We start from the raw sequence: 21,170 nt of genomic DNA, 5'->3' as shown, positions 1-21,170 counted from the left end.
CCGCAGATCGTACCGGTCGGCGTGACGTAGCCGACATCCCGCCCGGCGTTCGCGTCGGGGCGTACCGTCCGGGCAGCTCAGGCGGGCGCGGCGTCGGCGGCGCGTTCGCGGGCCTCCTGGCGGTCCAGCTCGCGGTCCACCCGGCGGGCCTCCCGCTCGGACTGCTTGACCCACTGCACGACCAGCACCGCGAGCATGGTCACACTGACGAATTCGCCACCGGCCCAGAGGATGCCCCCGGCGACCACCTGGTCCTGCCAGGGGTCGACCCACCCGAGGTTGAGCGACGGGTACCAGTCGCCGCCGAAGAGCGTGCTGCTCTGCATGATGGTGAGGCCGAGCACGGTGTGGAACGGCACGGAGAGCAGCATCAGCAGCGCGCGGGCCGGGTACGGCCAGCGGCCGGGCAGCGGGTCGAGGCCGAGCAGCGGCCAGAAGAACACGCAGCCGGTCATGATGAAGTGCGCGTGCACCAGCTCGTGCGCCCAGGCGTGTTCCAGGGTGTAGCGGTACAGGTCACTGAAGTACAGCACGAACGGGTTGACCACGAAGATGGCGAACGCCACCAGCGGGAAGCTGTAGACCCGGGCGACGCGGCTGTGCACGATCGCGAGCAGGCGTTTGCGCGGCCGGACCGGCAGGGTCCGCAGGGCCAGGGTCATCGGCGCGCCCAGCGCCAGGAAGATCGGCGCCACCATGGACAGCACCATGTGCTGGATCATGTGCACGGACAGCAGCGCGGTGTCGTACGCGTGCAGGCCGCTGACCGTGACGAGCGCGATGCCGCCCAGGCCGGGGCCGAGGAAGAAGACGGTACGGATGATCGGCCAGCGGTCGCCCCGCAGACGCAGCCGGTACACCCCGTAGAGGTACAGGCCGGCGGCGAGCACCAGGCCGAGGGCCAGCCAGCTGTCCAGCCGGGTCTCGGTCAGCACCGTGCCGACGGTGAACGGCGGCGGGGCCGAGGTGGCGGCGAGGATCGGATCGACGTGCAGCACGCTTTTCAGGCTAGGCCAGGCGAACCGGACCCTGACGCTGGGGCCACGGAAGGCGCAGGTTTGCCACCCCGCTGATCGCCGGCCCCGGTCAGGGGCAATAATGACGGCGTGACTGCGGCCCCAGCCATTGACAAGAGCCGGATCCACTCTCTGACCCGACCGAACATGGTCAGCGTCGGGACGATCGTGTGGCTCTCCAGCGAACTCATGTTCTTCGCGGCGCTGTTCGCGATGTACTTCTCCATCCGCGCGGCTGCGCCGGAGCAGTGGGAGAAGCACACCGAAGCGCTGAACATCCCGTACGCGACCACCTTCACGGTGATCCTGGTGCTGTCCTCGGTGACGTGCCAGCTCGGCGTCTTCGCGGCGGAGAAGGGTGACGTGCACGCGCTGCGGCGCTGGTTCACCGTCACCTTCGTGATGGGCCTGATCTTCGTCCTCGGTCAGCTGAACGAGTACCGGCACCTGGTCGCGGACGGCGTCAAGATCAACGGAGACGGGTACGGGTCGGTCTTCTACCTGACCACCGGCTTCCACGGCCTGCACGTGACCGGTGGTCTGATCGCCTTCATCATCTTCATGGTCCGTACGACCATGGGCCGGTTCACTCCGGCGCAGGCGACGTCGGCGATCGTCGTGTCGTACTACTGGCACTTCGTCGACGTCGTGTGGATCGGGCTGTACGCCATGATCTACTGGCTCCAGTGATCTTGCGCGTCACATTCCGCGCTGCTGCTCCGTCCCCTGAGACAGGTCCAACCGGTTAAGGACACCGCTCATGACTTCTGACAACGACCGCCGACGCGGTCTGCTCGCGCGGTTGCGTGAGCGGCCCGCCGCGCGCAGCAGGGGCCGCCGCCGGCTGGGCGCCGCGGTCCGGCTGATCGCCGCGCTGATGCTCGCCGGCGGCGCATACACCGTCTTCGCCCCGGGCGCCCAGGCGCAGGACAACCCGCAGCTGACCGGCGCCGCCGCCGAGGGCAAGGCGCTGTTCGACGTGAGCTGCGTGACCTGCCACGGCCGCAACGCCCAGGGCGTCGAGGGCCGCGGGCCGAGCCTGATCGGCGTCGGCGCGGCATCGGTCGAGTTCCAGGTCAGCTCCGGCCGGATGCCGCTGGCCCGCCAGGAGGCCCAGGCGCACCGCAAGCCCCCGGTCTTCACCGACGAGCAGACCCGTCAGCTGGCCCAGTACATCCAGGAGCTCGGCGGCGGCCCGGTCGTCCCCGAGGGCGACGACCTCCGCGAGGACGGCAACGTCGCGGCCGGCGGTGAGCTGTTCCGGATCAACTGCTCGCAGTGCCACGCCTTCGGTGGCGGCGGCGGCGCGCTCTCCTCGGGCAAGTTCGCCCCGAGCCTGCACCCGGCGACCGACCGCCAGATCTACGCGGCGATGTTGAGCGGCCCGCAGAACATGCCGGTGTTCGGCGACAACCAGCTCCGCCCGGAGCAGAAGGCCGACATCATCGCCTACATCCAGGAGACGCTGAAGCACGACCAGGACCCGGGTGGGTTCAACCTCGGGCGGTACGGCCCGTCCACCGAGGGCCTGGCGATCTTCCTGGTTGGCATCGTGGCGCTCGTCTTCGCTAGCCTGTGGATTGCGGGTAAGTCGTGACCGAGCAGGCCATCCGATTCAGTGCTGTGGTGCCGCTCGGCGCCACCCGTAGCGAGGTGACGGCATGAGCACCCACACCGAGCACCAGGCCCCGCAGGGCCGGGAGCCGCTCGACGTGAACGACCCCAAGCTGACCCGGTTCGACATCGTTCGTGAGGGCGCGCGTCGGGACGACATCGAGATCGTCCACTACGAGCCGCAGGTGCAACCGGGCACCAAGGCGGAGCGTCGGCTGACCCGGGTGGTCGCCGGCTTCTTCCTGATCACCGGCCTGGCCGCGACCGCCTTCATGGTCATCTACATCGCGTGGCCGTGGGAGTACGAGGCGGGCCGCGGCGGCGACAAGTTCTACACCCCGCTGCTCGGCCTGACCCTCGGCGTGGCGCTGCTCGCCGTCGGCTTCGGCATCCTGACCTGGGGCAAGAAGTTGCTGCCCAAGGAGGTCTCGATCCAGGACCGGCACGAGGGCCAGGTGGACGAGGAAGGCCGCACGATCACCGGCCAGACGATGCTCTACATGGCCGACGAGCTGGGAGTGAAGCGTCGCCCCCTGCTCGGCATCTCGCTGCTGGCCGGTCTCGCACCGGTCGCCGCGGTCGCCGCGGCGCCGCTGGTCGGCGGTCTGATCTCGCAGCCGCACAAGAACAACCAGATGTTCACCACCGGGTTCGCCACCGCCGAGGGCGGCCAGCGGATCCGCCTGGTCCGCGAGGACGGCCGGCCGATCCGCCCGGCGGACATCAGCACCGGTGGGCAGCTGACCGTCTTCCCCGGCATCGAGCACGGCGTGAGCAACAAGCACGCCGACTCGCCGACGCTGTTGATCCACCTCCGCGACTCGGACGCGCAGGAGTCGCGCCGGGCCAACGAGCGGATCGGCCACGGCGACTACATGTGGGGCAACTACGCGGCGTTCTCCAAGATCTGCACGCATGCGGGATGCCCGGCCAGCCTGTTCGAGCAGCAGACCAACCGGCTGCTCTGCCCGTGCCACCAGTCCCAGTTCCTGATCACCGACAACGCCCGGCCCGTCTTCGGCCCCGCCAGCCGGCGGCTGCCGCAGCTGCCGATCGAGGTGGACTCCGAGGGCTTCTTCGTGGCGAAGTCCGACTACACCGAGACCGTCGGGCCTGATTTCTGGGAGCGGCCATGAAGCGTCGAAAGTTTGACCTTGCGGCGACGCCGGGCAAGGCCGCGGTGGGAGTGGACGACCGCTTCGCGGTGGCCACCCCGCTGCGCAAGCTGCTGAACAAGGTCTTCCCGGACCACTGGTCCTTCCTGCTCGGCGAGATCGCGCTGTTCTCGTTCATCGTCCTGCTGCTGACCGGTGTGTTCCTCACCTTCTTCTTCGAGCCGGCGATGACCGAGGTGGTCTACAACGGCAGCTACGCGCCGTTGCAGGGCACGCCGATGTCCGCCGCGTACGCCTCCAGCCTGGACATCTCGTTCGACGTCCGGGGCGGTCTGGTGATGCGGCAGATGCACCACTGGGCGGCGCTGCTGTTCATGGCCGCGATCGTCGTGCACATGCTGCGGGTCTTCTTCACCGGTGCCTTCCGCAAGCCGCGCGAGACCAACTGGATCATCGGTTCGCTGTTGTTCTGGGTCGGCTTCCTGGCCGGCTTCACCGGCTACTCGCTGCCGGACGACGGCCTGTCCGGCACCGGCCTGCGGATCGCCTCGGCGATCATGCTGTCCATCCCGGTGATCGGGTCCTGGGTCACCTCGTCGATCTTCGGCGGCGAGTTCCCGGGCACGATCATCATCAGCCGGTTCTTCATCGCCCACGTGCTGCTCATCCCGGGCCTGCTGGTCGCGCTGATCAGCGTGCACCTGGGCCTGGTCTTCAAGCAGAAGCACACCCAGTGGCCCGGCCCCGGCCGGACCAACAACAACGTGGTCGGCGAGCGGATGTTCCCGCGGTACGCGTTGAAGCAGGGCGGCTTCTTCATGGTCGTCTTCGGCGTCATCGCGCTGATGGGCGGTCTGTTCCAGATCAACCCGATCTGGCTGTTCGGCCCGTACGAGGCGTGGGTGGTCTCGGCCGCCAGCCAGCCCGACTGGTACGTCATGTTCCTCGACGGGTCGACCCGACTCATGCCGGCCTGGGAGATCAACATCCCGCTCGGCGACGGGTACGTCATCCCGCCGCTGTTCTGGCCGACGGTCGTGCTGCCCGGCATCCTGGTGGGTCTGTCGACGATGTACCCGTTCCTGGAGGCCCGGCAGCGTAAGGACTACCGGAGCCACAACCTGCTCGAGCGTCCCCGGGACGCGCCCGCCCGGACCGCTGTCGGCGCCATGGCCGTCGCGTTCTACGTCGTGCTGACGCTCTCCGGCGCCAACGACGTCATCGCGGACAAGTTCCAGATCAGCCTGAACGCGATGACCTGGGCGGGCCGGATCGGCCTGCTGGTGCTCCCGCCGCTGGCGTACTACGTCACCTACCGGCTCTGCCTGGGTCTGCAACAGCACGACCGGGAGGTGCTCGCGCACGGCGTGGAGACCGGCATCATCCGGCGGCTGCCGGACGGCCGGTTCGTCGAGGTGCACCAGCCGCTCAGCGCGTCGAACGGGCACGCGGACGGCCACGGCCAGCTGGACTACGTCGGCTGGGTCGTGCCGAAGAAGATGAACCGGCTCGGGGCCCTCGGCCCGGCCATCCGGGGCTTCTTCTACCCGATCGAGAAGCCGGTCGAGGCACCGGTCTCGCCGGGGCACCCGCCGGTCGAGGCCCGACCCGAGCGCGAGGAGATCAGCAGCGGCGAGAGCCGTCGCTGACCGCCCAACAGCACCGAAACGGGGCGCCCGCCGGATTCCGGCGGGCGCCCCGTCGTATCCGCACCCCGGCCGTATCTGGCCAGGAGTCGGACGGGCGCGGTGGGACCGGTCGACCCCGCGCGACGGGCGATCGCAGGAATAACCCCGGTGAGCCGGGTATCCGTGCGGTCCAACGTCTCAAGGGGGGGAAGCATGTTGGGTATCAAACGCCTCGGCCTGTTGGCCGCGCTGGTACTGGTCGGCGTCGCGCCGGCTGCGGCCGCGCAGGCCGCGGCACAGCCGTCGACGCAGGACACCCAGTACCTGCAGGCGGTACACCAGGTCAACCTGTTCGAGATCACCGCTGGTGACCTGGCTCAGCAGAAGGGCAAGGACCAGGGGGTCAAGGACCTGGGCGCGATGCTGAAGACCGACCACACCCAGCTGGACCAGACGGTGCAGCAGACCGCGTCCCAGCTCGGGGTGGAACTGCCGAACGAGCCCAGCGCCGATCAGCAGGCGGTCATCGACAAGCTGAACAACGCCAGCGGCGCGGAGTTCGACCGGCTCTGGGTGACCAGTGAGCTGGCCGGCCACGTCCAGGCCATCCAGGCCACCCAGACGGAGATCTCGCAGGGCTCCGAGCCGTCGGTGGTCCAGTTGGCGCAGACGGCGCTTCCGACGCTGCAGACGCACTACGACGAGTTGGTGGCGCTCGCCAACAAGCTGGGCATCCCGGTTCCGCAGACCAGCGCCAGCGGCACGCCCAGCCCGGGCGGCACCGGCACTGAGTCGCCGGCCCCGGGTGGCACCGGCACCGAGTCGCCGGCTCCGGGTGGCACCACCGAGTCCCCGGAACCGGGCGGCGGCACCACTACCACCGAGGTACCGGCTCCCAGCGAGAGCTGACGTAGCCACAGCAGACGGCCGGTCCACCCACGCGGTGGGCCGGCCGCCGTGCGTGGCGGGTCAGTCGGCGCTGGCCAGACCGATCGCGAACGTCTCCTCCAGGTCGTGCTGGGAGTACGCCCGGAAGGCGATGTGCGACTCGGTGTTGAGCACGCCCGGGACCTTGGAGATGCTGCCCGCGATGACCTGGGCGATCTGGTCGAACTCGCGGACCCGGACGATGGCGATGAGGTCGACGTGCCCGGCCACCGAGTAGACCTCGCTGACACCGGGAAGGTTGGCCAGGTTCTCCGCCACCTCGGGGATCGCATCGGTGGCGCAGTCGATCAGCACGATCGCGGTGATCACGGGGCAATTCTCCGTTCGTTGGCGTCGTCGCCCATGCTAGATGTTTTCCGCCCAGGCGAGGCCAGCAGTGCTGGTGCCGGTCAGTCGACCGGCACCGTCAGCGTGCTCCCGGCCCGGATCGCGTCGCGTAGCCGCTCGCCGTGGTGCACTGTCGCGCCCGGCCACACCACCGTGCGGGACACCTCGCCGTCCACCCGCGCGCCCGCGCCGACGACCGACTCCATGCAGTGGCCGGTGACCGTGGCGGACGGGTCGACGAGCGTGCCGCCGGCCGCGGCGTGCAGGTTGGCCGCCAGGTAGTCGGCCGGGGTGCCGGTGTCGAAGAACGTGCCCCGATAGGGCACCACCGTCAGGGCGCCCGCCGCCTCGGCCGGCCGCCACACGGCGCGCACCAGGTCGGAGAAGACGACCGGCAGGTCCCGGACGAGCCGCCAGGGCAGCAGCGAGAAGCCGGTGAAGCAGTGCCCGGCGAAGGTGCCCGGCGCCGCCGGGTCCGCGGCGGGCTGGCCGAGCAGGCGTACGGTGTGCCCGTCCCAGCCGTCGAGCAGGGCGGCCACGTCCGGGCCCGGCGCGGCAGCCGGGTCGGCGAGGTACGCGTCGGCGTTGCCGACCAGCACCGGCCGCCCGTCGATCCAGTCCCGCAGGTTCGCCACCCCGCCCGCGGTACCCAGCGGGTCGCCCGGCTCCACGGACAGGTGCGCCCGGTCACCGACGTGCGCCACCACCTGGTCACCGAGGTAGCAGGCGTTCACCGCGACCCGGTCGGGACCGGTCACGCCCAGACCGGCCAGCCGCGCCAACGCCCGGTCCAGCAGGGGCACGTTGCCCACCGGGCAGAGCGCCTTGGGCACCCGTTCGGTGAGCGGGCGCAGCCGGGTGCCCTCGCCGGCGGCGAGCACCACCGCGCACAGCTGCGCCGGGACGGCGGCCGCCATGGTCACGGGGTGTCGTCGGGCACCGGTGGCGGGAACTGCCCGGCCAGCGGCCCGATGTCGTAGTAGGCGAGCAGCCGGGCCGTCGGCCAGGTCAGCTTCGGCAGGTCGTCCAGGGGGTGCCAGGCGGCCTCGAAGACCTCCGCGCCGTCGACGGCCAGCTCGGTGCTGGACGCCGGCACCTCGGTCTCGAAGACCATGTCCACCCAGCCCTTGGCGTGCACGATCGCGTTCGGCACCGCCGGGCGCAGCCGCGACGGTGGAAGCCGGATGCCGGACTCCTCGAACAGCTCCCGGGCCGCGCCCACCACCGGGGCCTCGCCCCGGTCGAGCAGACCGGCGGGGAGGGACCAACCCTTGCCGGGCGGCTGGCGCAGCATGAGCAACCGACCCGCGCCCGTCGCCTCGGCGTCTCGGACCAGGGTCACCGCGCCGACGATGTACTTGGGCACGGCCAGCCGGACCAGGCGTCGGCGCACCGGCAACGGCAGCCGGTAGAAGGCCTGGTAGAAGATGGCCCGACCGGTGGCACGGGAGCGGGGGATCATGACTCCAGGCTAGTGGTCACGAATGTCCTTCGGACGCCCTGGGGCCCGTCGGGTCACTGTCGATGGTCGACCAGGTCGATGAGCTGGCGGACCACGGTGTCCGGTTCGATCACCCGGTCGAAGACCGCGACCAGCAGGGTCTCCAGGTCGGGGTAGCCCAGCTCCTCGGAGAGGCGCAACAGCGGCAGGTCACTGGCGAGGCCCCGGTTGTGCTGGCGCAGCGCGAGCCCGATGGTGGCCCGACCGAGGCGCACCTTGTCGCTGATCGTGATGCCCGGCTCGGTGTGCTCGGCGAACCAGCGGTTGATCTGCATCTGCGCGTGCGGCGACTTGACGAACGTCAGCCACTCCCGGCGGGGGCCGCGCGGCGCCACACCGGCCTCGAAGCCGTTGTCGCCGTCGTTCTCGGTGAAGATCTCCACCACGTCGCCCTCGTCCAGCTCCGAACTGAGCGGGGCCAGCCGACCGTTGATGCGTGCGGCGAGGCAGTGGTCGCCCCGGTCGTTGCCCAGCTCGTACGCGAGGTCGACAGGTGTGGCGCCGGCCGGCAGCACGATCTGCCGCCCGTCGGCGAAGACCTGGATCTGCCCCTCGGCGAGGTCGCAGCGCAGCGACTCGTAGAACTGTGCCGGGTCGGCGGCGTCCGGCTCCCAGTCGAGCACCCGGCGGAGCCAGTCCAACTGTTCGGCTCGGGCCGCGGCGCTGCCGCTGCCCGAGCGGGGGAACCGGAAGTCGGCGGCGATGCCGTACTCGGCCGAGCGGTGCATCTCCTCGGTGCGGATCAGCACCTCCACCGTCCGGTCCTGAGGGCCGCAGACGCTGGTGTGCAGCGACCGGTAGAGGTTGTTCTTCGGTGAGGCGATGAAGTCCTTGAAACGGCCGGGAACCGGTCGCCAGGTGCCGTGGATCGCGCCCAGCGCGGCGTAACAGTCGGTGGCCGGGCCGTCGACCACCACCACAATGCGGGGCAGATCGTACGGGGCGGTGTGGCCGCCGGCGATGGTGTCCTTCCAGATCGAGTAGAGGTGCCGGGGGCGGGGGCTCACCTCGGCGTCGACCCGACTGCGGCGCAGGGCCACCCGGGCCCGGTTGACCACCGAGTCGAGGTAGGCGTCCCAGCCCGGCCGGTCGTGCACGTGCCGGGCCAGCCGGGCGTGCTCGTCGGGCTCGAGGTGCAGCAGCACCACGTCGTCCAGCTCGCGTTTGAGGGTCTGGATGCCCAGCCGGTCGCAGAGCGGAACCAGCACCTCCTGGGTCTTGCGGGCGATCCGTTCCCGCGACGACGCGGAACGCACCCCGAGGGTGCGCATGTTGTGCAGCCGGTCGGCCAGCTTGATGATCAGCACCCGGACGTCCTTGGCGGCCGCCACGATCATCTTGCGGATCGTCTCCGCCTCGGCGGCCTTGCCGTAGAAGGCCTTGTCGAACTTGGTCACCCCGTCGACCAGGTGGGCCACCTCACCGCCGAAGTCCTCGGAGAGTGCCTGGAGGGTGTAGCGGGTGTCCTCCACGGTGTCGTGCAGCAGCGCCGCGACCAGGGTGGTGGTGTCCATCCCCAGCTCGGCGCAGATCTGCGCCACCGCGAGGGGATGGGTGATGTACGGTTCCCCACTCTTGCGGAACTGCCCGCGGTGCATGTTCTCCGCGATCGTGTAGGCCCGGCGCAGCACCGCGGGGTCGGTGCCGGCGTGGATGCCCCGGTGGGTGCGGACCAGTTGGGTGACCGGGTCGGAGTCGGTGGTGGGCCAGCTGAGCAGCGACCGCAGCCGGCGGGCGAGCGGCAGCTCACCCGGCTGCGTCGGCAGGGCGCCCCCCAGGGCGGCGCCGCGTCCGGCGTCGACGTCCACGAGGGACACCTCCTCACCCCGGCTCCGCATCGCCGGAGACCGGCGGCGGGGAGCAGGCCCACGAATCGGGCAGGACTGCACTTCTCTAACAGCCTAAGCGAGTCGACGTAGTCCGATCGGTCAGTTGGTCATGAGCGTTCGGTCGAGAGTTGGTGGGACGCGCCGCTCTCGGCCTTCGCCAGCAGGTCACGGAACCGACCCGCGCCACTCGCCGGGGATGACCAACCGGAGGACATCTCCACGAGTCGGGTCTCCGGTCGTTCCAACCAGGACAATATCCGCTCGGACTCCTCGGCGGTGGCGGCCGGCACCGGACCGTGCCCGCCCGACACCGTCTCCGCGGTGGCCCGGATCGTGGTCAACGTGGGCCGTGGATGCACGCCCGGCGGGGACACCCCCGCCCCGGCCAGCCGGCCGTGCCGGATCAGCGCCAACTCCCAGCCGCCCCCGGCGGCCGGCCGCGCCGCGGCCAGCTCGACGATCCCGGTCAGCGCGGCCAGCCGCTGCATCCGCACGGTGGCCCGCAGCACCGCGGCCAGCCGGGACCGCACCACGGCGGCCTCCTCGTAGCGCTGGTCGCGGGAGAGCACGTCGATCCGCGCGAGGAGCGCGTCGACCACCGGCTGGGGGTCGCTGGTCGTCGCGCTGCGGAAGGGCGCGGCGGCGCTGTCGTCGTACTCCTCGGGGGTGATCTTGTGTTCGCAGGGTGCCGGGCAGCGACCCAGCTCGGCCAGCGCGCAGGCCGGCGTGACGGTGCGCAGCGAGAGCCGGTGCGTGCACTGGCGCAGCGGCACCGCGTCGTGGAAACCGGCGGCGGCCAGCTCGGCGGCCCGCCGGGAGGTGAACGGCCCGAGGTACGCGGTGTCGGTGGGGGAGAGGTCGCGGACGATCGACAACCGAGGGTACGGACCGTCGGTCAGCTTGAGCCAGACCATCCGTTCCGGGTATTTGGACCGGCGGTTGTACGGCGGGGCGTGTGCGGCGATCAACCGCAGCTCGCGGACCTCCGCCTCCAACGAGTGGGCGCACTCCACCGCCTCGACCCGCTCGGCCGCGCCCAACATCTCGGAGATCCGGGCGCGCTTCTCGCCGGCGGTGAAGTAGCTGCGCACCCGGGTGGCGATGTCGACCGAGGTGCCCACGTAGAGCGGTCGGTCGTCGGCGGCCCGGAAGATGTAGACCCCGGGGACCTTGGGCAGCCCGTCGGCCAGGTGCCGCTTACGGCGCTGGGTGGGGGTGACCGCGCGGGCGAACTCGATGGCGTCGCCGACCGTGTCCACCCGGTGCCCGCCGAGCCGACCGATCAGCCCGTGCAGCACGTCGACGGTGGCCTTCGCGTCGTCCAGCGCCCGGTGGGTGGGCTGGGTGGCGGTGCGGAAGTAGGCGGCCAGGGTGCCGAGCTTGCGGTTGGGCACCTCGTCGCGGGTCAGCACCCGACGGGCGAGCGCCGCAGTGTCCAGCACCCGGGGGTTGGGCCAGCGGTAGCCGTGCTTCGCGCAGGCGGCCTTGAGGAAGCCCACGTCGTACGGGGCGTTGTGGGCCACCAGCACCGCGTCGTCGATGAACTCCAGGAAGCTCGGCAGCACCTGCTCGATCGGTGGCGCCGGCACCAGCATGGCCTGGGTGATGCCGGTCAGCACGGTGATGAAGGGTGGGATCGGCTGGCCCGGGTTGACCAGGGTCGCCAGCACCCCCAACTGCTCGCCGCCGCGCACCTTGACCGCGCCGATCTCGGTGATGCCGCCGCCGTCCGGTGCGCCGCCGGTGGTCTCCAGGTCGACCACCACGAACGTCGTGGCGTAGAGCGGCAGCGCCGGGTCCACCCCGCCCACCGCCGGGTCGAGACCGGCCAGTGACTCCTGGACGTACTCCGCCTGTGCCATCGGCGGCACGCTAGCGTCCCGGTCCGACACTCCCGTCGCAGCCGTCCCACCAGTCACCATGGGGCTAGGATGAGAGATCGGCTCACTCACCGGGCGGTGGGCCCGGTCGCGGTGGGAGACTTGCCACATGCCCCTCACCGAGCCGTACGACGACCACCTCCCGCAGGAGGATCCGGTCGCGCGCGACGGTGCTGCGGGCAATTCGGACGACAACGTAGTCAGCCCCCCACCGGGCGCAGCGGACCCGACAACGGGCGACGGCCCCGGCGCCGAGCCGGAGCCGACCCTCCCCGAGCCGGTCCGCCAGCGGATCGTCACGCTGACCGCGGCGGTGCTGCCCACCCTCCCCACCGACGAGGTCCCGGTGCCGTTGCGCCGGGTGGCCAAGTTCGCGCCCAACCGACGTGCCCGGCTCGGTGCGCCGGTCATTGCCGCCCAGCTCACCGCCGACCCGCTGTTCCGGCAGCGGGTCACCGCGCGGGTCCTGGCCGACGCCGGTGACCTCGGCGCGGCCGTGGTCGAGGGCACCGCGCCGGCCGCCGCCGACCCGGTCGAGGTGGCCGCACTGGCCTACCTGGCCCGGCCCCGCGGCTGGCGGGAGCTGATCGACACCAGCGGAGCGGCCGTCCGCGCCGAGGCGGACAGCGCCGTCGTCGCCGAGCTGGTCCGGGAGGCCGAGCAGCGGGCCACCCGAGCCGAGCACGACCGGGCGGTGGCTCGGGTCGAGGCCGAGAAGCTCCGTGACGAGCTGGCCCGCGTCCGTGAGGAGCTGGGCCAGCTCCGCGAGGAGTCGCGGCAGATGGCCCGCACCCTGCGGGAGACGCAGGCCCGCGAGCGGAAGGCCACCGAGCTGCTGGCCACCGAGCGCGGCCGGGCCGCCCGCGCCAGCGCCGACGTGGACGCCGAACTCCGTCGCGCCCGCGCCCGGCTGGCGGAGGCGGAGGCCGCCGCCGGGGTCGCCCGGGCCAGCGCCAAGGAGGCGCGCTCGGTCGACGACGCCCGGCTCTGGCTGTTGCTGGAGACCATCGGCCAGGCCGCCGTCGGGCTGCGCCGGGAGCTGGCGCTCGACCCGGTGGACAAGCTCCCCGCCGACTTCGTCGCCGACGCGTTCGCCGAGCAGCCGGGCGCTGCCCCGGTCGGCCCGGCCGCCCGCGCCCGCGACACCGACGACCCGGCCCGCCTCGATCAACTGCTCGCCCTGCCCCGGGCGCACCTGGTGGTGGACGGCTACAACGTCACCAAGCGCGGCTTCGGCGAGATGTCCCTGGAGCAGCAGCGCAAGCGTCTGATCACCGGGCTGGGCGGGATCGCCGCGCAGACCGGTGACGAGGTCACCGTGGTCTTCGACGGCGCCGAGCGGATGCACGGGCTGCCGCCCGCGCCGCGCGGTGTACGGGTGCTCTTCTCCCGCAAGGGCGAGACCGCCGACGAGCTGATCCGGCGGCTGGTCCGCGCCGAGCCGGCGGGCCGGCCGGTGGTCGTGGTCTCGTCCGACCGCGAGGTCGCCGACGGGGTACGCCGACACGGCGCGTACCCGCTGGGCGCGGACTCCCTGCTGCGGCGGCTCGCCCGTTCCTGACCGGGGTTGCGCGTGGCCGGGCCTGGGCGTGGCCGGGCCTGGGCGTGGCCGGGCCTGCGCGTGGCCGGGCCTGCGCGTGGCCGGGCCTGCGCGTGGCCGGGCCTGCGCGTGGCCGGGCCTGCGCGTGGCCGGGCCTGGGCGTGGCCGGGCCTGCGCGAGGTCCGGGTGGGGTGGGGTGCGCGCGGCACGGCTGCCGCGAGAGGCAAGATCGACACGGATTTCTTGAAGTCGGGGTGTCCGGTCGGGCGGGATAGCCCGATTTCATGGAATCGGAGTGGATCTAGCCCTCCAACGCCCGGTCGGGCGGGGTTTCTGTCGTACCCGGTGGTTAGCGTCGATGTGACCGACGGTGCTCGGTCGACGACGACTGGGCGTCGACCGGGCACCGCGAGCCGATCAGGAGGGGTCATGCTCATCGACTGCGACGGGTGCGCGAAGCGGGCCGAGGGCTGTTCCGGCTGTCCGCTGACCGCTCTGTTCGACGAGACGTCCCCGGCGGCCGGGCTGGTCGCCGCCGAGGTCGAGGCCATCGAGGTGTTCGCCCGGGCCGGCTTCGACGTGGAGGTGCTGGCCGCGCCCCCGCGACCCGGCACGGCACGTCGCCGCGCCACCCGGCGGGTCGCCTGAGGCGCGACACCGTGCCCGGAGGTGGGCTTTTCGCGGGCCATAGGATGGGCGGTCACAGCGGGAGGAGCGGCGCGATGAGCGGAGTACGACGGAACGACGGCGGGCTCGGCCGCGCTGCGTCCGACGGTGCTGTGTTCGGCGGTGCCGTGTCCGGCCGCGCTGCATTCGGCCGTGCTGGGGTCGACGGTGTCGGGCGTGCGGCGAGGCCGGCGGTGGCCCGGTGACCACACGTGGTTGGGCGTTGGTGACCCTGGCCGCGCTGACTGTCGCGCTGGTCGTGCTGGCCGCGCTGCTCATCCCGTGGCATCGGCCGCCGGCGCCCCGGGCCGACCAGCTCGCGGCACTGCGTGACCTGCCGGCCGAGCAGGTGGCCAAGGGTCGGGAGTTCCGGGCCGCGCTGCGCCCCGGCGGTTATGCCGCGCTCGCTGTCGGGCTGCTGATCGCCCTCGCGCTCGGGTTGACCCCGCTGGGCAGTCGCCTGGTCGAGCTGGTGGGTCGGCCGTTCGGTGGGCACTGGGCCGCGCAGGCGGTGCTCGGCGGGCTGGCCGTGGTGCTCGTCGCCGACCTGGTGACGCTCCCGTTCGCCGCCTGGCGGCAGAGCGTGCTCACCCGCTACGGGTTGAGCACCAACGGCTGGAGTGGCTGGGCGGTCGACCTGCTCAAGTCGTACGCGGTCAGCGCGGTGATCGGCGCGGTGGCGCTGTTCGGCTTCTACGCGGTCATCCGGCTCGCGCCGCGCTGGTGGTGGGCGTTCGGTGCCGCCGGCGCGGCCCTGCTGGTGGTGCTGCTGTCGTTCGTGTTGCCGGTGCTGGTGGAGCCCGTGTTCAACCGGTTCACCCCGATGGAGCAGGGCCCGTTGCGTACCGAGCTGATGAGTATGGCCGCCCGTGACGGGGTGCCGGTGCGCGACGTGCTGGTCGCCGACGCCTCCCGCCGCACCAGGGCGGTCAACGCGTACGTCTCCGGTCTCGGGCCGACCCGGCGGGTGGTCGTCTACGACACGCTGCTGCGGGAGGCGACCCCGGCCGAGGTGACCGCCGTCGTGGCGCACGAGTTGGGGCACGCGAAGGACTCCGACGTGGCGGCCGGCACGCTGACCGGGGCGTTGGGTGCCGCCGCAGCCGTCGTGGCGCTCTACCTGCTCGGGTCGTGGGGGCCGCTGCTGCGGCTGGCCGGGGTCGACTCGGTGGCCCATCCGCGCGCGTTTCCGCTGCTGGTCGCCCTGGTCACGGTGGCCGGCCTGGTCGCCGCGCCGGTGCAGGCGCTGATGTCCCGACGGGTGGAGGCGCGGGCCGACGCGCACGCTCTGGCGCTCACCAACGACCCGGAGTCCTTCGAGTCGATGCAGCGTCGGCTCGGCTCGGTCAACCTCGGCGATCCCGACCCGCCCCGCTGGGAATACCTCTACTCGGCCTCGCATCCGTCCACCGTGGAGCGGATGGCCGCTGCCCGCGCGTACGCCCGGGAGGCCGGTCGATGAGCCGCACCCTGCTGATCACCAACGACTTCCCGCCCCGCCCGGGCGGCATCCAGTCCTTCGTGCACAACCTCGCGCTCCGTCAACCGGCCGGTTCGGTGGTGGTCTACGCGTCGAGCTGGCGCGATGCCGCGAAGTTCGACGCCGACCAGCCGTTCGAGGTGATCCGGGAACGCACCCGGGTGCTGTTGCCGACCCCGTTGATCGCCCGCCGGGCGGCCCGGCTGGCTCGCGCGTACGACTGCGACACGGTGTGGTTCGGGGCGGCCGCCCCATTGGGGCTGCTCGCGGCCGGCCTGCGGCGGCGGGCCGGCATCCGCCGAGTGGTGGCGCAGACCCACGGCCACGAGGTCGGTTGGGCGGCGGTGCCGGCCGCCCGGCCGGCGCTGCGGCGCATCGGTCGGGGTGTGGACGTGACCACCTATCTCGGCGAGTACACCCGTAGCCGGTTGGCCCGGGTGTTGGACGGGGTGACCGAGCTGCGCCAGTTGGCGCCCGGGGTCGACGTGGACACCTACCACCCGACTGTGGACGGTGGTCAGGTTCGGGCCCGGCTCGGGTTGACCGACCGGCCGGTGGTTGTCTGTGTGTCCCGGCTGGTGCCGCGCAAGGGTCAGGACATGTTGATCCGGGCACTGCCGGAGATCCGCCGCCGGGTGCCCGACGCGGCGCTGCTGATCGTCGGCGGCGGGCCGTACCGGGCGACCCTGGAGAAGCTGGCGCGGCAGACCGGCGTGGAACGGGACGTGGTGTTCACCGGCTCGGTGCCGTCGGCCGAGTTGCCGGCGCACTACGCGGCCGGTGACGTCTACGCGATGCCGTGCCGCACCCGCAACCGCGGTCTCGACGTCGAGGGGCTGGGCATCGTCTACCTGGAGGCCTCCGCCACCGGCCTGCCGGTGGTGGCCGGTGACTCTGGGGGCGCACCGGACGCGGTCCGCGAGGGGGAGACCGGCTACGTCGTACGCGGCCGGGACGTCGCCCAGCTCGCCGATCGGGTCGCCCGGCTGCTCGCCGACCGGGATCTGGCCCGCCAACTGGGTGCGGCCGGTCGGGCGTGGGTGGAGCGGGAGTGGCGCTGGGAGGCGCAGGCGCAACGGATGGCGGCGCTGCTCGCCGGCTGACGGCTACCTGAAGGCAGTAGCCCCCGACTCCATGCGGGACACGAGGGGTCTCGTCGTGCAACGGGGGGCCCCTCGTCGCCGTGGACGAGGCCCCCCCGTTAGAGGCCATGACTGCGATCTGATGGATCAGGACGCTACCGTCACGGTCACCGATCCGATGACGATTCGGTGATCGGAGCAGGCGCCACCGCAGCTGTTGGAGATGCTCAGCGAGTCGCCGTCATAGGCACCGACGATCTTGTCTTCCCGTACGAAAATCAGATCGATCTTCTTGCCCGGCCCGCAGGGACCGGGAGGGGTCCCGTCGTCCTGGCTGTTCTCGCCGTATCCGACGCAGCGCGAATCACGATCGTCGAGCTCACGGTGGGCACCGACATTGTCGGGGTTGTTCACCGTGTTCACCGACGGCGCGTACCACTTGTCCAGACGGTTGTAGCTGGGCTGGGCGTTGAAGTCGCCCGCAATGATCACGGTGTCGCCGTTGGCGTTGAACGCGTCCACGTGGGCGCGGACTGCGTCGAGTTGCTGCTGGTTGATCTGGCTTCCCCCGATGACCTCGCTCGACGTGGTGATGTGGGTCGTGCAGAACCGGAGGTGTGGCCGGGCCTCAAGTGGGGCGCACAACAACTTGCGCTTCTCCACCCGGCCGTCGTCGGGCAACAGGATGCGGTTGGCCGTGCCCATCGGGGCCTTGCTGAAGAGGGCGATACCGGACTTCTCTCCGCCGCAGCCGGTGTCGTTGGTGCTCTCGAACCGCGAGTAGTTTTCCTCGTCCTCGCCCCAGTCGGACGCCCGGAGGTTCGCCTGGATCGCCTTGTACTGCCCCCAGCACAGCTCATTGAGGGCGGCAAGATGGGAGGACCGGTTGCGGATCGAATTCGAGATCACGTCAATGAGACCGTTGCTGGTCGAGCCGCGGTGCATCGTCCAGCCCGCCACATTCCAGGTCCATACGTTGTAGCTGACGTTGGCGGCTGCCGAACTGACACCGGCGCTCGCCAGCAGAACAGTGAGAACGGTCGCGGCCACCAGGCCGCCCTTCCAAATACGCACGTTTACCCCCGTATCGACGTGAGAATATGTATCTTAACGGCGTCTCCGGCTCCTATGTGGACCCCCACGGCTCGGGCGGGAAAACTCGCGTTTCGGGCCGCAGCCGGCTGCTCACCGACCGGGGCCTGGCCCGTTCACCGTTCTCCGCCTAAACTGCCCTGCGGGCGGGCCGTAGCGCAGAGGTCGACGCATCTCCATGCCATGGAGGGGGACGCCGGTTCGAATCCGGCCGGCCTGCCCGCTGGGCGCGGGGGGACGGGCCGCCGACGAACACGGACGGGTGATCTTTGTCGGTGTGATCGGCTAGGCTGCCGCGTGGCGAGGCCGTAGCGCAGTGGTCGACGCGCCTTAACCGCAAGCTGGAGGACGCCGGTTCGAATCCGGTCGGTCTCGCCCCACATCCAACAGGGAGGCAGGGTGTCCGTCGGGCGGGATGAGCTGGCGGCCTGTCTGGCCATGCTGGCCCGCCTCGACGACCCCGACCTCGACGAGGAAACGCGCCAGGTGGTGGAACGGGCGGTCACCATGGCCGCTCGTGGCGTGAAGAAGCGGGCCAAGGCCCGCCGGCTGACCGCGACCAGGGTGGCCGACGGCGCGGTCCTGGCCGCGGCCACCCGGTTCCACACCGAGATCCCGGATCCGGCCCCACCAACGGCCGGTGGCGAGGTCCGCAGCGGCAGTGTAGGCACGCTGCGGCAGGGCCGCCGCTGCTACGTCTGCAAGGCCGCCTACCGCGAGGTCGACGCCGATTACCACCGCATGTGTCTGTCGTGCGCCGACGACAGCCGGGTCCACCGGCATGCTCGCTGCGATCTCACCGGTCGGACGGCCGTGGTCACCGGGGGCCGGGTCAAGATCGGTTTCCACACCGCGCTGAAACTGCTCCGCGACGGTGCACGGGTCATTGTCACCACCCGCTTCCCGCGCGACGCCGCTCGCCGGTTCGCCGCGGTGCAAGACGCCGCCGACTGGGCTGACCGGCTCTACGTGCACGGCCTCGACCTGCTCGACCTGCCCGCGACCGTGGACTTCGTGGCGCTGGTCGGCCGCCGGTTCGCCGGGCTGGACATCCTGGTCAACAACGCCGCCCAGACGCTGTGGCGACCACCGGCCTACCACCGGGAGGTACGGGAGGCGGAGGCGACACCCCTGGTCGGGCCGGGCGCCCGAATCGCCGTGGGTGTCGCGCCTGCCCGGCCCGAGCTGTCCGGGCTGCCGGCGCCGCTGGAGGCGTACTTCCCGGCGGGGCGGGTGGACGAGACGGGGCAGCCGCTCGACCTGCGGGACGTCAATTCCTGGGTGCTGCGGGACGCGGAGGTCAGCCCGCACGAGTGGCTGCAGGTTCATGTGGTCAACGCCTTCGCGCCGTTCCTGCTCACCTCACGGCTGCGCCCGCTGATGGAGGCCAGTCCGCACCCCCAACGCCATGTCGTGCAGGTGTCCGCGATGGAGGGCAGTTACTCGCGAGCCGGCAAGACCGTTCGCCACCCGCACACCAACATGGCCAAGGCCTCGCTCAACATGCTGGTCCGCACGGTTGCCGCCGATTACCTGCGCAGCGGGATCTACATGAACAGCGTGGACACCGGCTGGGTCACCGACGAGCGCCCGCACCCGAGCAAGGCCCGCCAGCGTGCGCGCGGCTTCCGTCCACCGCTGGACGTGATCGACGGGGCCGCCCGCGTCTACGACCCGGTGGTACGAGGGGTCAACGGCGCTCCGGTCAGCGGCCAGTTCCTCAAGGACTACCGGAGTGTGCCGTGGTGACCGAGCCGACGCCGGTGGGTCGGCCCGTCCTCCCTGAGCTTCCCGTCTGGCAGCGGGTTCGCCGGTTTGCCGTGCCGCCGGTGATGATCGAGGCGTGCGCTGCGGCCCGTGCGGACGGGGACTGGCGGGCCGGCTGTGCGGCCGGGCGGATCGACGTCGAGGTCGACCTCGCCGAGGTACGCCGTAACCACGGTGCCCGGCAGGCTGAGTTGATTGAGGCGGATCTGGTCGCGCTCGCGCCGGACCTGCTGCGCTGGCACCTGCCCCGGACTCTCGGCGGTCGGACGAGCCTCGCCACCGGTAAACGTTGGCTGCTGTCCACCAGGGAGGGCCGCATCGGCGACGATGACGCCATCCTGGTGGTGCGGGTGCCCTGGACGGTGGACGGCTCGCAGCGGTTGCGACTGGAGGTGCACTCCGCCAGGACCCCGCAACCCGACTGGCCGGACCTGTCGCCGGTGTTCTGGAGCGTCGACCACGTCGGCGGGCTTCGCGCGGCGTACGGGGGCACGCCGGAGCGGTTGCCGGGCTTCGAGGTGGACGGGTCGGTGCGGCCGTTCGAGGCGTACCCGATGCGGGTTGAACCGGCGGATCTGGCGACCCGGGCGGAGGTCTTCGATCGGCTGATCGCCGCCGGCGACCCGGTTGCTGCCTGGGCGGCGGCCGACGTGGACCTCGACCTGACTCCGCCGCGAGGCGACCGTCCGGCCTTCGACAGCATGACGACAGGGCTCGCGATCCCGGCAGGGTTCGGCGTCGAGATGCAGCGGCTGCACGACCGCTACGGCGTCGAGCAGACGCTGATCCGCGACGGCTGGTGGATGATCGCCGAGGTGCATCGCCGCGATTCATCCGGCGTCGCGGCGCGGCTCGTCAGCTCCCGCCGCGAGCCCGACAACACCATCGAACTCGCCGGGCCGATCCACACCCGGCCGGTCGACCTGGACCTGGTCCGGCACGGTCTGCTCACCCCGGCGGAGGTGCATCCGTTGGTTCGTGCCGTGCTGTTTCCCGGTGCCGGGGTCGGCCCGCTGCGTGACGATGTCGACGTGGTGCGTGAGGTGTCGGTGCGGTGTCGGGGTGAGTGGCACACGGTGCGGCATGGTGACGGCCGGCTCGATGCGTTGTCGCACCCGCCGGAGGAGGTGCGCCGTGAGCAGCTGTTGGGCGGTCTGGGTGGGCAGGTCGCCGGCTGTCTGACCGCGGTGGCGGCTTGGCGCGGGTCGGCGGGTCGGCTGCCCCGGCCTTTGCGGGAGCTACGTCGTGAGGTGTTGCTCCGCATCCAGCATGGTGGTTCGGCCGCGTTGGCGGCGCTGCTGGACGCCGGACTCGATCCCCGGATGGGCGACGGTCGGGGCGGCACCCTGCTGCACCACGCGCGGTCCCTCGACGACCCCACGCTGGTCCATCGCCTGCTGGACGGCGGCGTTCCGATCGGGGCCCAGGACCGGCTCGGGCGTACCGCTTTGCACGTCGCGGTCAGCGCCGGAGGCACCCCGGAGCTGGTCCGGACGCTCCTCACGGCCGGAGCTGACCCACACCTGCCCGACGTGAGGGAGTACAGCGCCGCCGACATGGCCGACTACAAGTCCTTCATGTACAACGCGGACGAGGACTTCTACGACGACCACCGTGGGATACCCGAGATCCTTCAGCTGATCGAGGAGTGGATCGACCGAAGCCAGCCGGCGCCGTCGTGTTGA

18 protein-coding genes and 1 tRNA gene are annotated in these 21,170 nt (G+C 71.5%); 12 read left to right on the top strand and 7 right to left on the bottom strand.

Going from position 1 to position 21,170, the window contains the following annotated elements; translation table 11 throughout:
• Positions 1-77: 77 nt before the first annotated feature.
• A complete protein-coding gene (locus EV382_RS16965) occupies positions 78-998 on the bottom strand; it encodes a cytochrome c oxidase assembly protein (RefSeq protein WP_425271904.1) in 921 nt (306 codons plus the stop codon).
• Positions 999-1,106: 108 nt separating this feature from the next.
• Here EV382_RS16965 and ctaE point away from each other — a divergent pair, with 108 nt between their 5' ends.
• The 5 genes from ctaE to EV382_RS16940 all read left to right on the top strand — a co-directional run bounded on the left by ctaE (position 1,107) and on the right by EV382_RS16940 (position 6,282).
• Positions 1,107-1,706: an aa3-type cytochrome oxidase subunit III gene (gene ctaE, locus EV382_RS16960; RefSeq protein ID WP_130403103.1), complete on the top strand. Its 600-nt coding sequence runs from the start codon at positions 1,107-1,109 to the stop codon at positions 1,704-1,706.
• Positions 1,707-1,776: 70 nt separating this feature from the next.
• Complete coding sequence (gene qcrC, locus EV382_RS16955) at positions 1,777-2,613, top strand: cytochrome bc1 complex diheme cytochrome c subunit (protein WP_124772806.1); 837 nt, start codon at positions 1,777-1,779, stop codon at positions 2,611-2,613.
• Between the two features lie 64 nt (positions 2,614-2,677).
• Positions 2,678-3,766: a cytochrome bc1 complex Rieske iron-sulfur subunit gene (qcrA, locus tag EV382_RS16950; protein WP_130403101.1), complete on the top strand. Its 1,089-nt coding sequence runs from the start codon at positions 2,678-2,680 to the stop codon at positions 3,764-3,766.
• Positions 3,763-5,394, top strand: a complete 1,632-nt coding sequence (gene qcrB / locus EV382_RS16945) for a cytochrome bc1 complex cytochrome b subunit (RefSeq protein WP_130403099.1) — start codon at positions 3,763-3,765, stop codon at positions 5,392-5,394. Before qcrA ends, qcrB begins: the two co-directional genes overlap by 4 nt.
• Before the next feature lie 192 nt (positions 5,395-5,586).
• Positions 5,587-6,282, top strand: coding sequence for a DUF4142 domain-containing protein (locus EV382_RS16940; RefSeq protein WP_130403097.1), 696 nt, complete (start codon positions 5,587-5,589; stop codon positions 6,280-6,282).
• Positions 6,283-6,342: 60 nt separating this feature from the next.
• On the opposite strand, the gene EV382_RS16935 is transcribed toward EV382_RS16940, so the two are convergent.
• The 5 genes from EV382_RS16935 to EV382_RS16915 form a co-directional block, all read right to left on the bottom strand.
• A complete protein-coding gene (locus EV382_RS16935; RefSeq protein ID WP_124772802.1) occupies positions 6,343-6,630 on the bottom strand; it encodes an Lrp/AsnC family transcriptional regulator in 288 nt (95 codons plus the stop codon).
• 80 nt (positions 6,631-6,710) lie between these two features.
• Positions 6,711-7,565, bottom strand: coding sequence for a nucleotidyltransferase family protein (locus tag EV382_RS16930; protein ID WP_130408907.1), 855 nt, complete (start codon positions 7,563-7,565; stop codon positions 6,711-6,713).
• Positions 7,566-7,567: 2 nt separating this feature from the next.
• On the bottom strand, positions 7,568-8,110 hold the full coding sequence (locus EV382_RS16925; RefSeq protein ID WP_130403095.1) for an NUDIX hydrolase: 543 nt from the start codon (positions 8,108-8,110) through the stop codon (positions 7,568-7,570).
• Positions 8,111-8,163: 53 nt separating this feature from the next.
• Positions 8,164-9,957: a RelA/SpoT family protein gene (locus EV382_RS16920; RefSeq protein ID WP_130408905.1), complete on the bottom strand. Its 1,794-nt coding sequence runs from the start codon at positions 9,955-9,957 to the stop codon at positions 8,164-8,166.
• 128 nt (positions 9,958-10,085) lie between these two features.
• Entirely contained in the window at positions 10,086-11,840 is a 1,755-nt protein-coding gene (locus EV382_RS16915) for a DEDD exonuclease domain-containing protein (protein ID WP_130403093.1), read from the bottom strand.
• A gap of 127 nt (positions 11,841-11,967) precedes the next feature.
• Here EV382_RS16915 and EV382_RS16910 point away from each other — a divergent pair, with 127 nt between their 5' ends.
• The 4 genes from EV382_RS16910 to EV382_RS16895 all read left to right on the top strand — a co-directional run bounded on the left by EV382_RS16910 (position 11,968) and on the right by EV382_RS16895 (position 16,647).
• Positions 11,968-13,419: an NYN domain-containing protein gene (locus tag EV382_RS16910; protein ID WP_130403091.1), complete on the top strand. Its 1,452-nt coding sequence runs from the start codon at positions 11,968-11,970 to the stop codon at positions 13,417-13,419.
• A gap of 408 nt (positions 13,420-13,827) precedes the next feature.
• A complete protein-coding gene (locus EV382_RS16905) occupies positions 13,828-14,046 on the top strand; it encodes a hypothetical protein (protein WP_130403089.1) in 219 nt (72 codons plus the stop codon).
• Between the two features lie 220 nt (positions 14,047-14,266).
• Entirely contained in the window at positions 14,267-15,526 is a 1,260-nt protein-coding gene (locus tag EV382_RS16900; protein WP_130403087.1) for a M48 family metalloprotease, read from the top strand.
• Positions 15,523-16,647, top strand: a complete 1,125-nt coding sequence (locus EV382_RS16895; RefSeq protein ID WP_130403085.1) for a glycosyltransferase family 4 protein — start codon at positions 15,523-15,525, stop codon at positions 16,645-16,647. Before EV382_RS16900 ends, EV382_RS16895 begins: the two co-directional genes overlap by 4 nt.
• 126 nt (positions 16,648-16,773) lie before the next feature.
• Here the strand turns inward: EV382_RS16895 and EV382_RS16890 are convergent, their stop codons facing one another.
• A complete protein-coding gene (locus EV382_RS16890) occupies positions 16,774-17,700 on the bottom strand; it encodes an endonuclease/exonuclease/phosphatase family protein (RefSeq protein WP_244236728.1) in 927 nt (308 codons plus the stop codon).
• Positions 17,701-17,865: 165 nt separating this feature from the next.
• On the opposite strand from EV382_RS16890, the gene EV382_RS16885 reads away from it, so the two are divergent.
• From EV382_RS16885 to EV382_RS16875, 3 genes are all read left to right on the top strand, one after another.
• Positions 17,866-17,938 (top strand) — tRNA-Gly (locus EV382_RS16885).
• A 179-nt stretch (positions 17,939-18,117) separates the two neighbouring features.
• Positions 18,118-19,467 carry an SDR family NAD(P)-dependent oxidoreductase gene (locus EV382_RS16880; RefSeq protein ID WP_244236727.1) on the top strand — a complete coding sequence of 450 codons (1,350 nt, stop codon included), beginning with the start codon at positions 18,118-18,120 and terminating at the stop codon, positions 19,465-19,467.
• Positions 19,464-21,170, top strand: a complete 1,707-nt coding sequence (locus EV382_RS16875) for an ankyrin repeat domain-containing protein (protein WP_130403083.1) — start codon at positions 19,464-19,466, stop codon at positions 21,168-21,170. Before EV382_RS16880 ends, EV382_RS16875 begins: the two co-directional genes overlap by 4 nt.

Origin of the sequence: Micromonospora violae, assembly GCF_004217135.1 — a bacterium.
Taxonomy (GTDB): Bacteria; Actinomycetota; Actinomycetes; order Mycobacteriales; family Micromonosporaceae; genus Micromonospora; species Micromonospora violae.
This window is presented reverse-complemented; position numbering and strand designations above follow the sequence as displayed.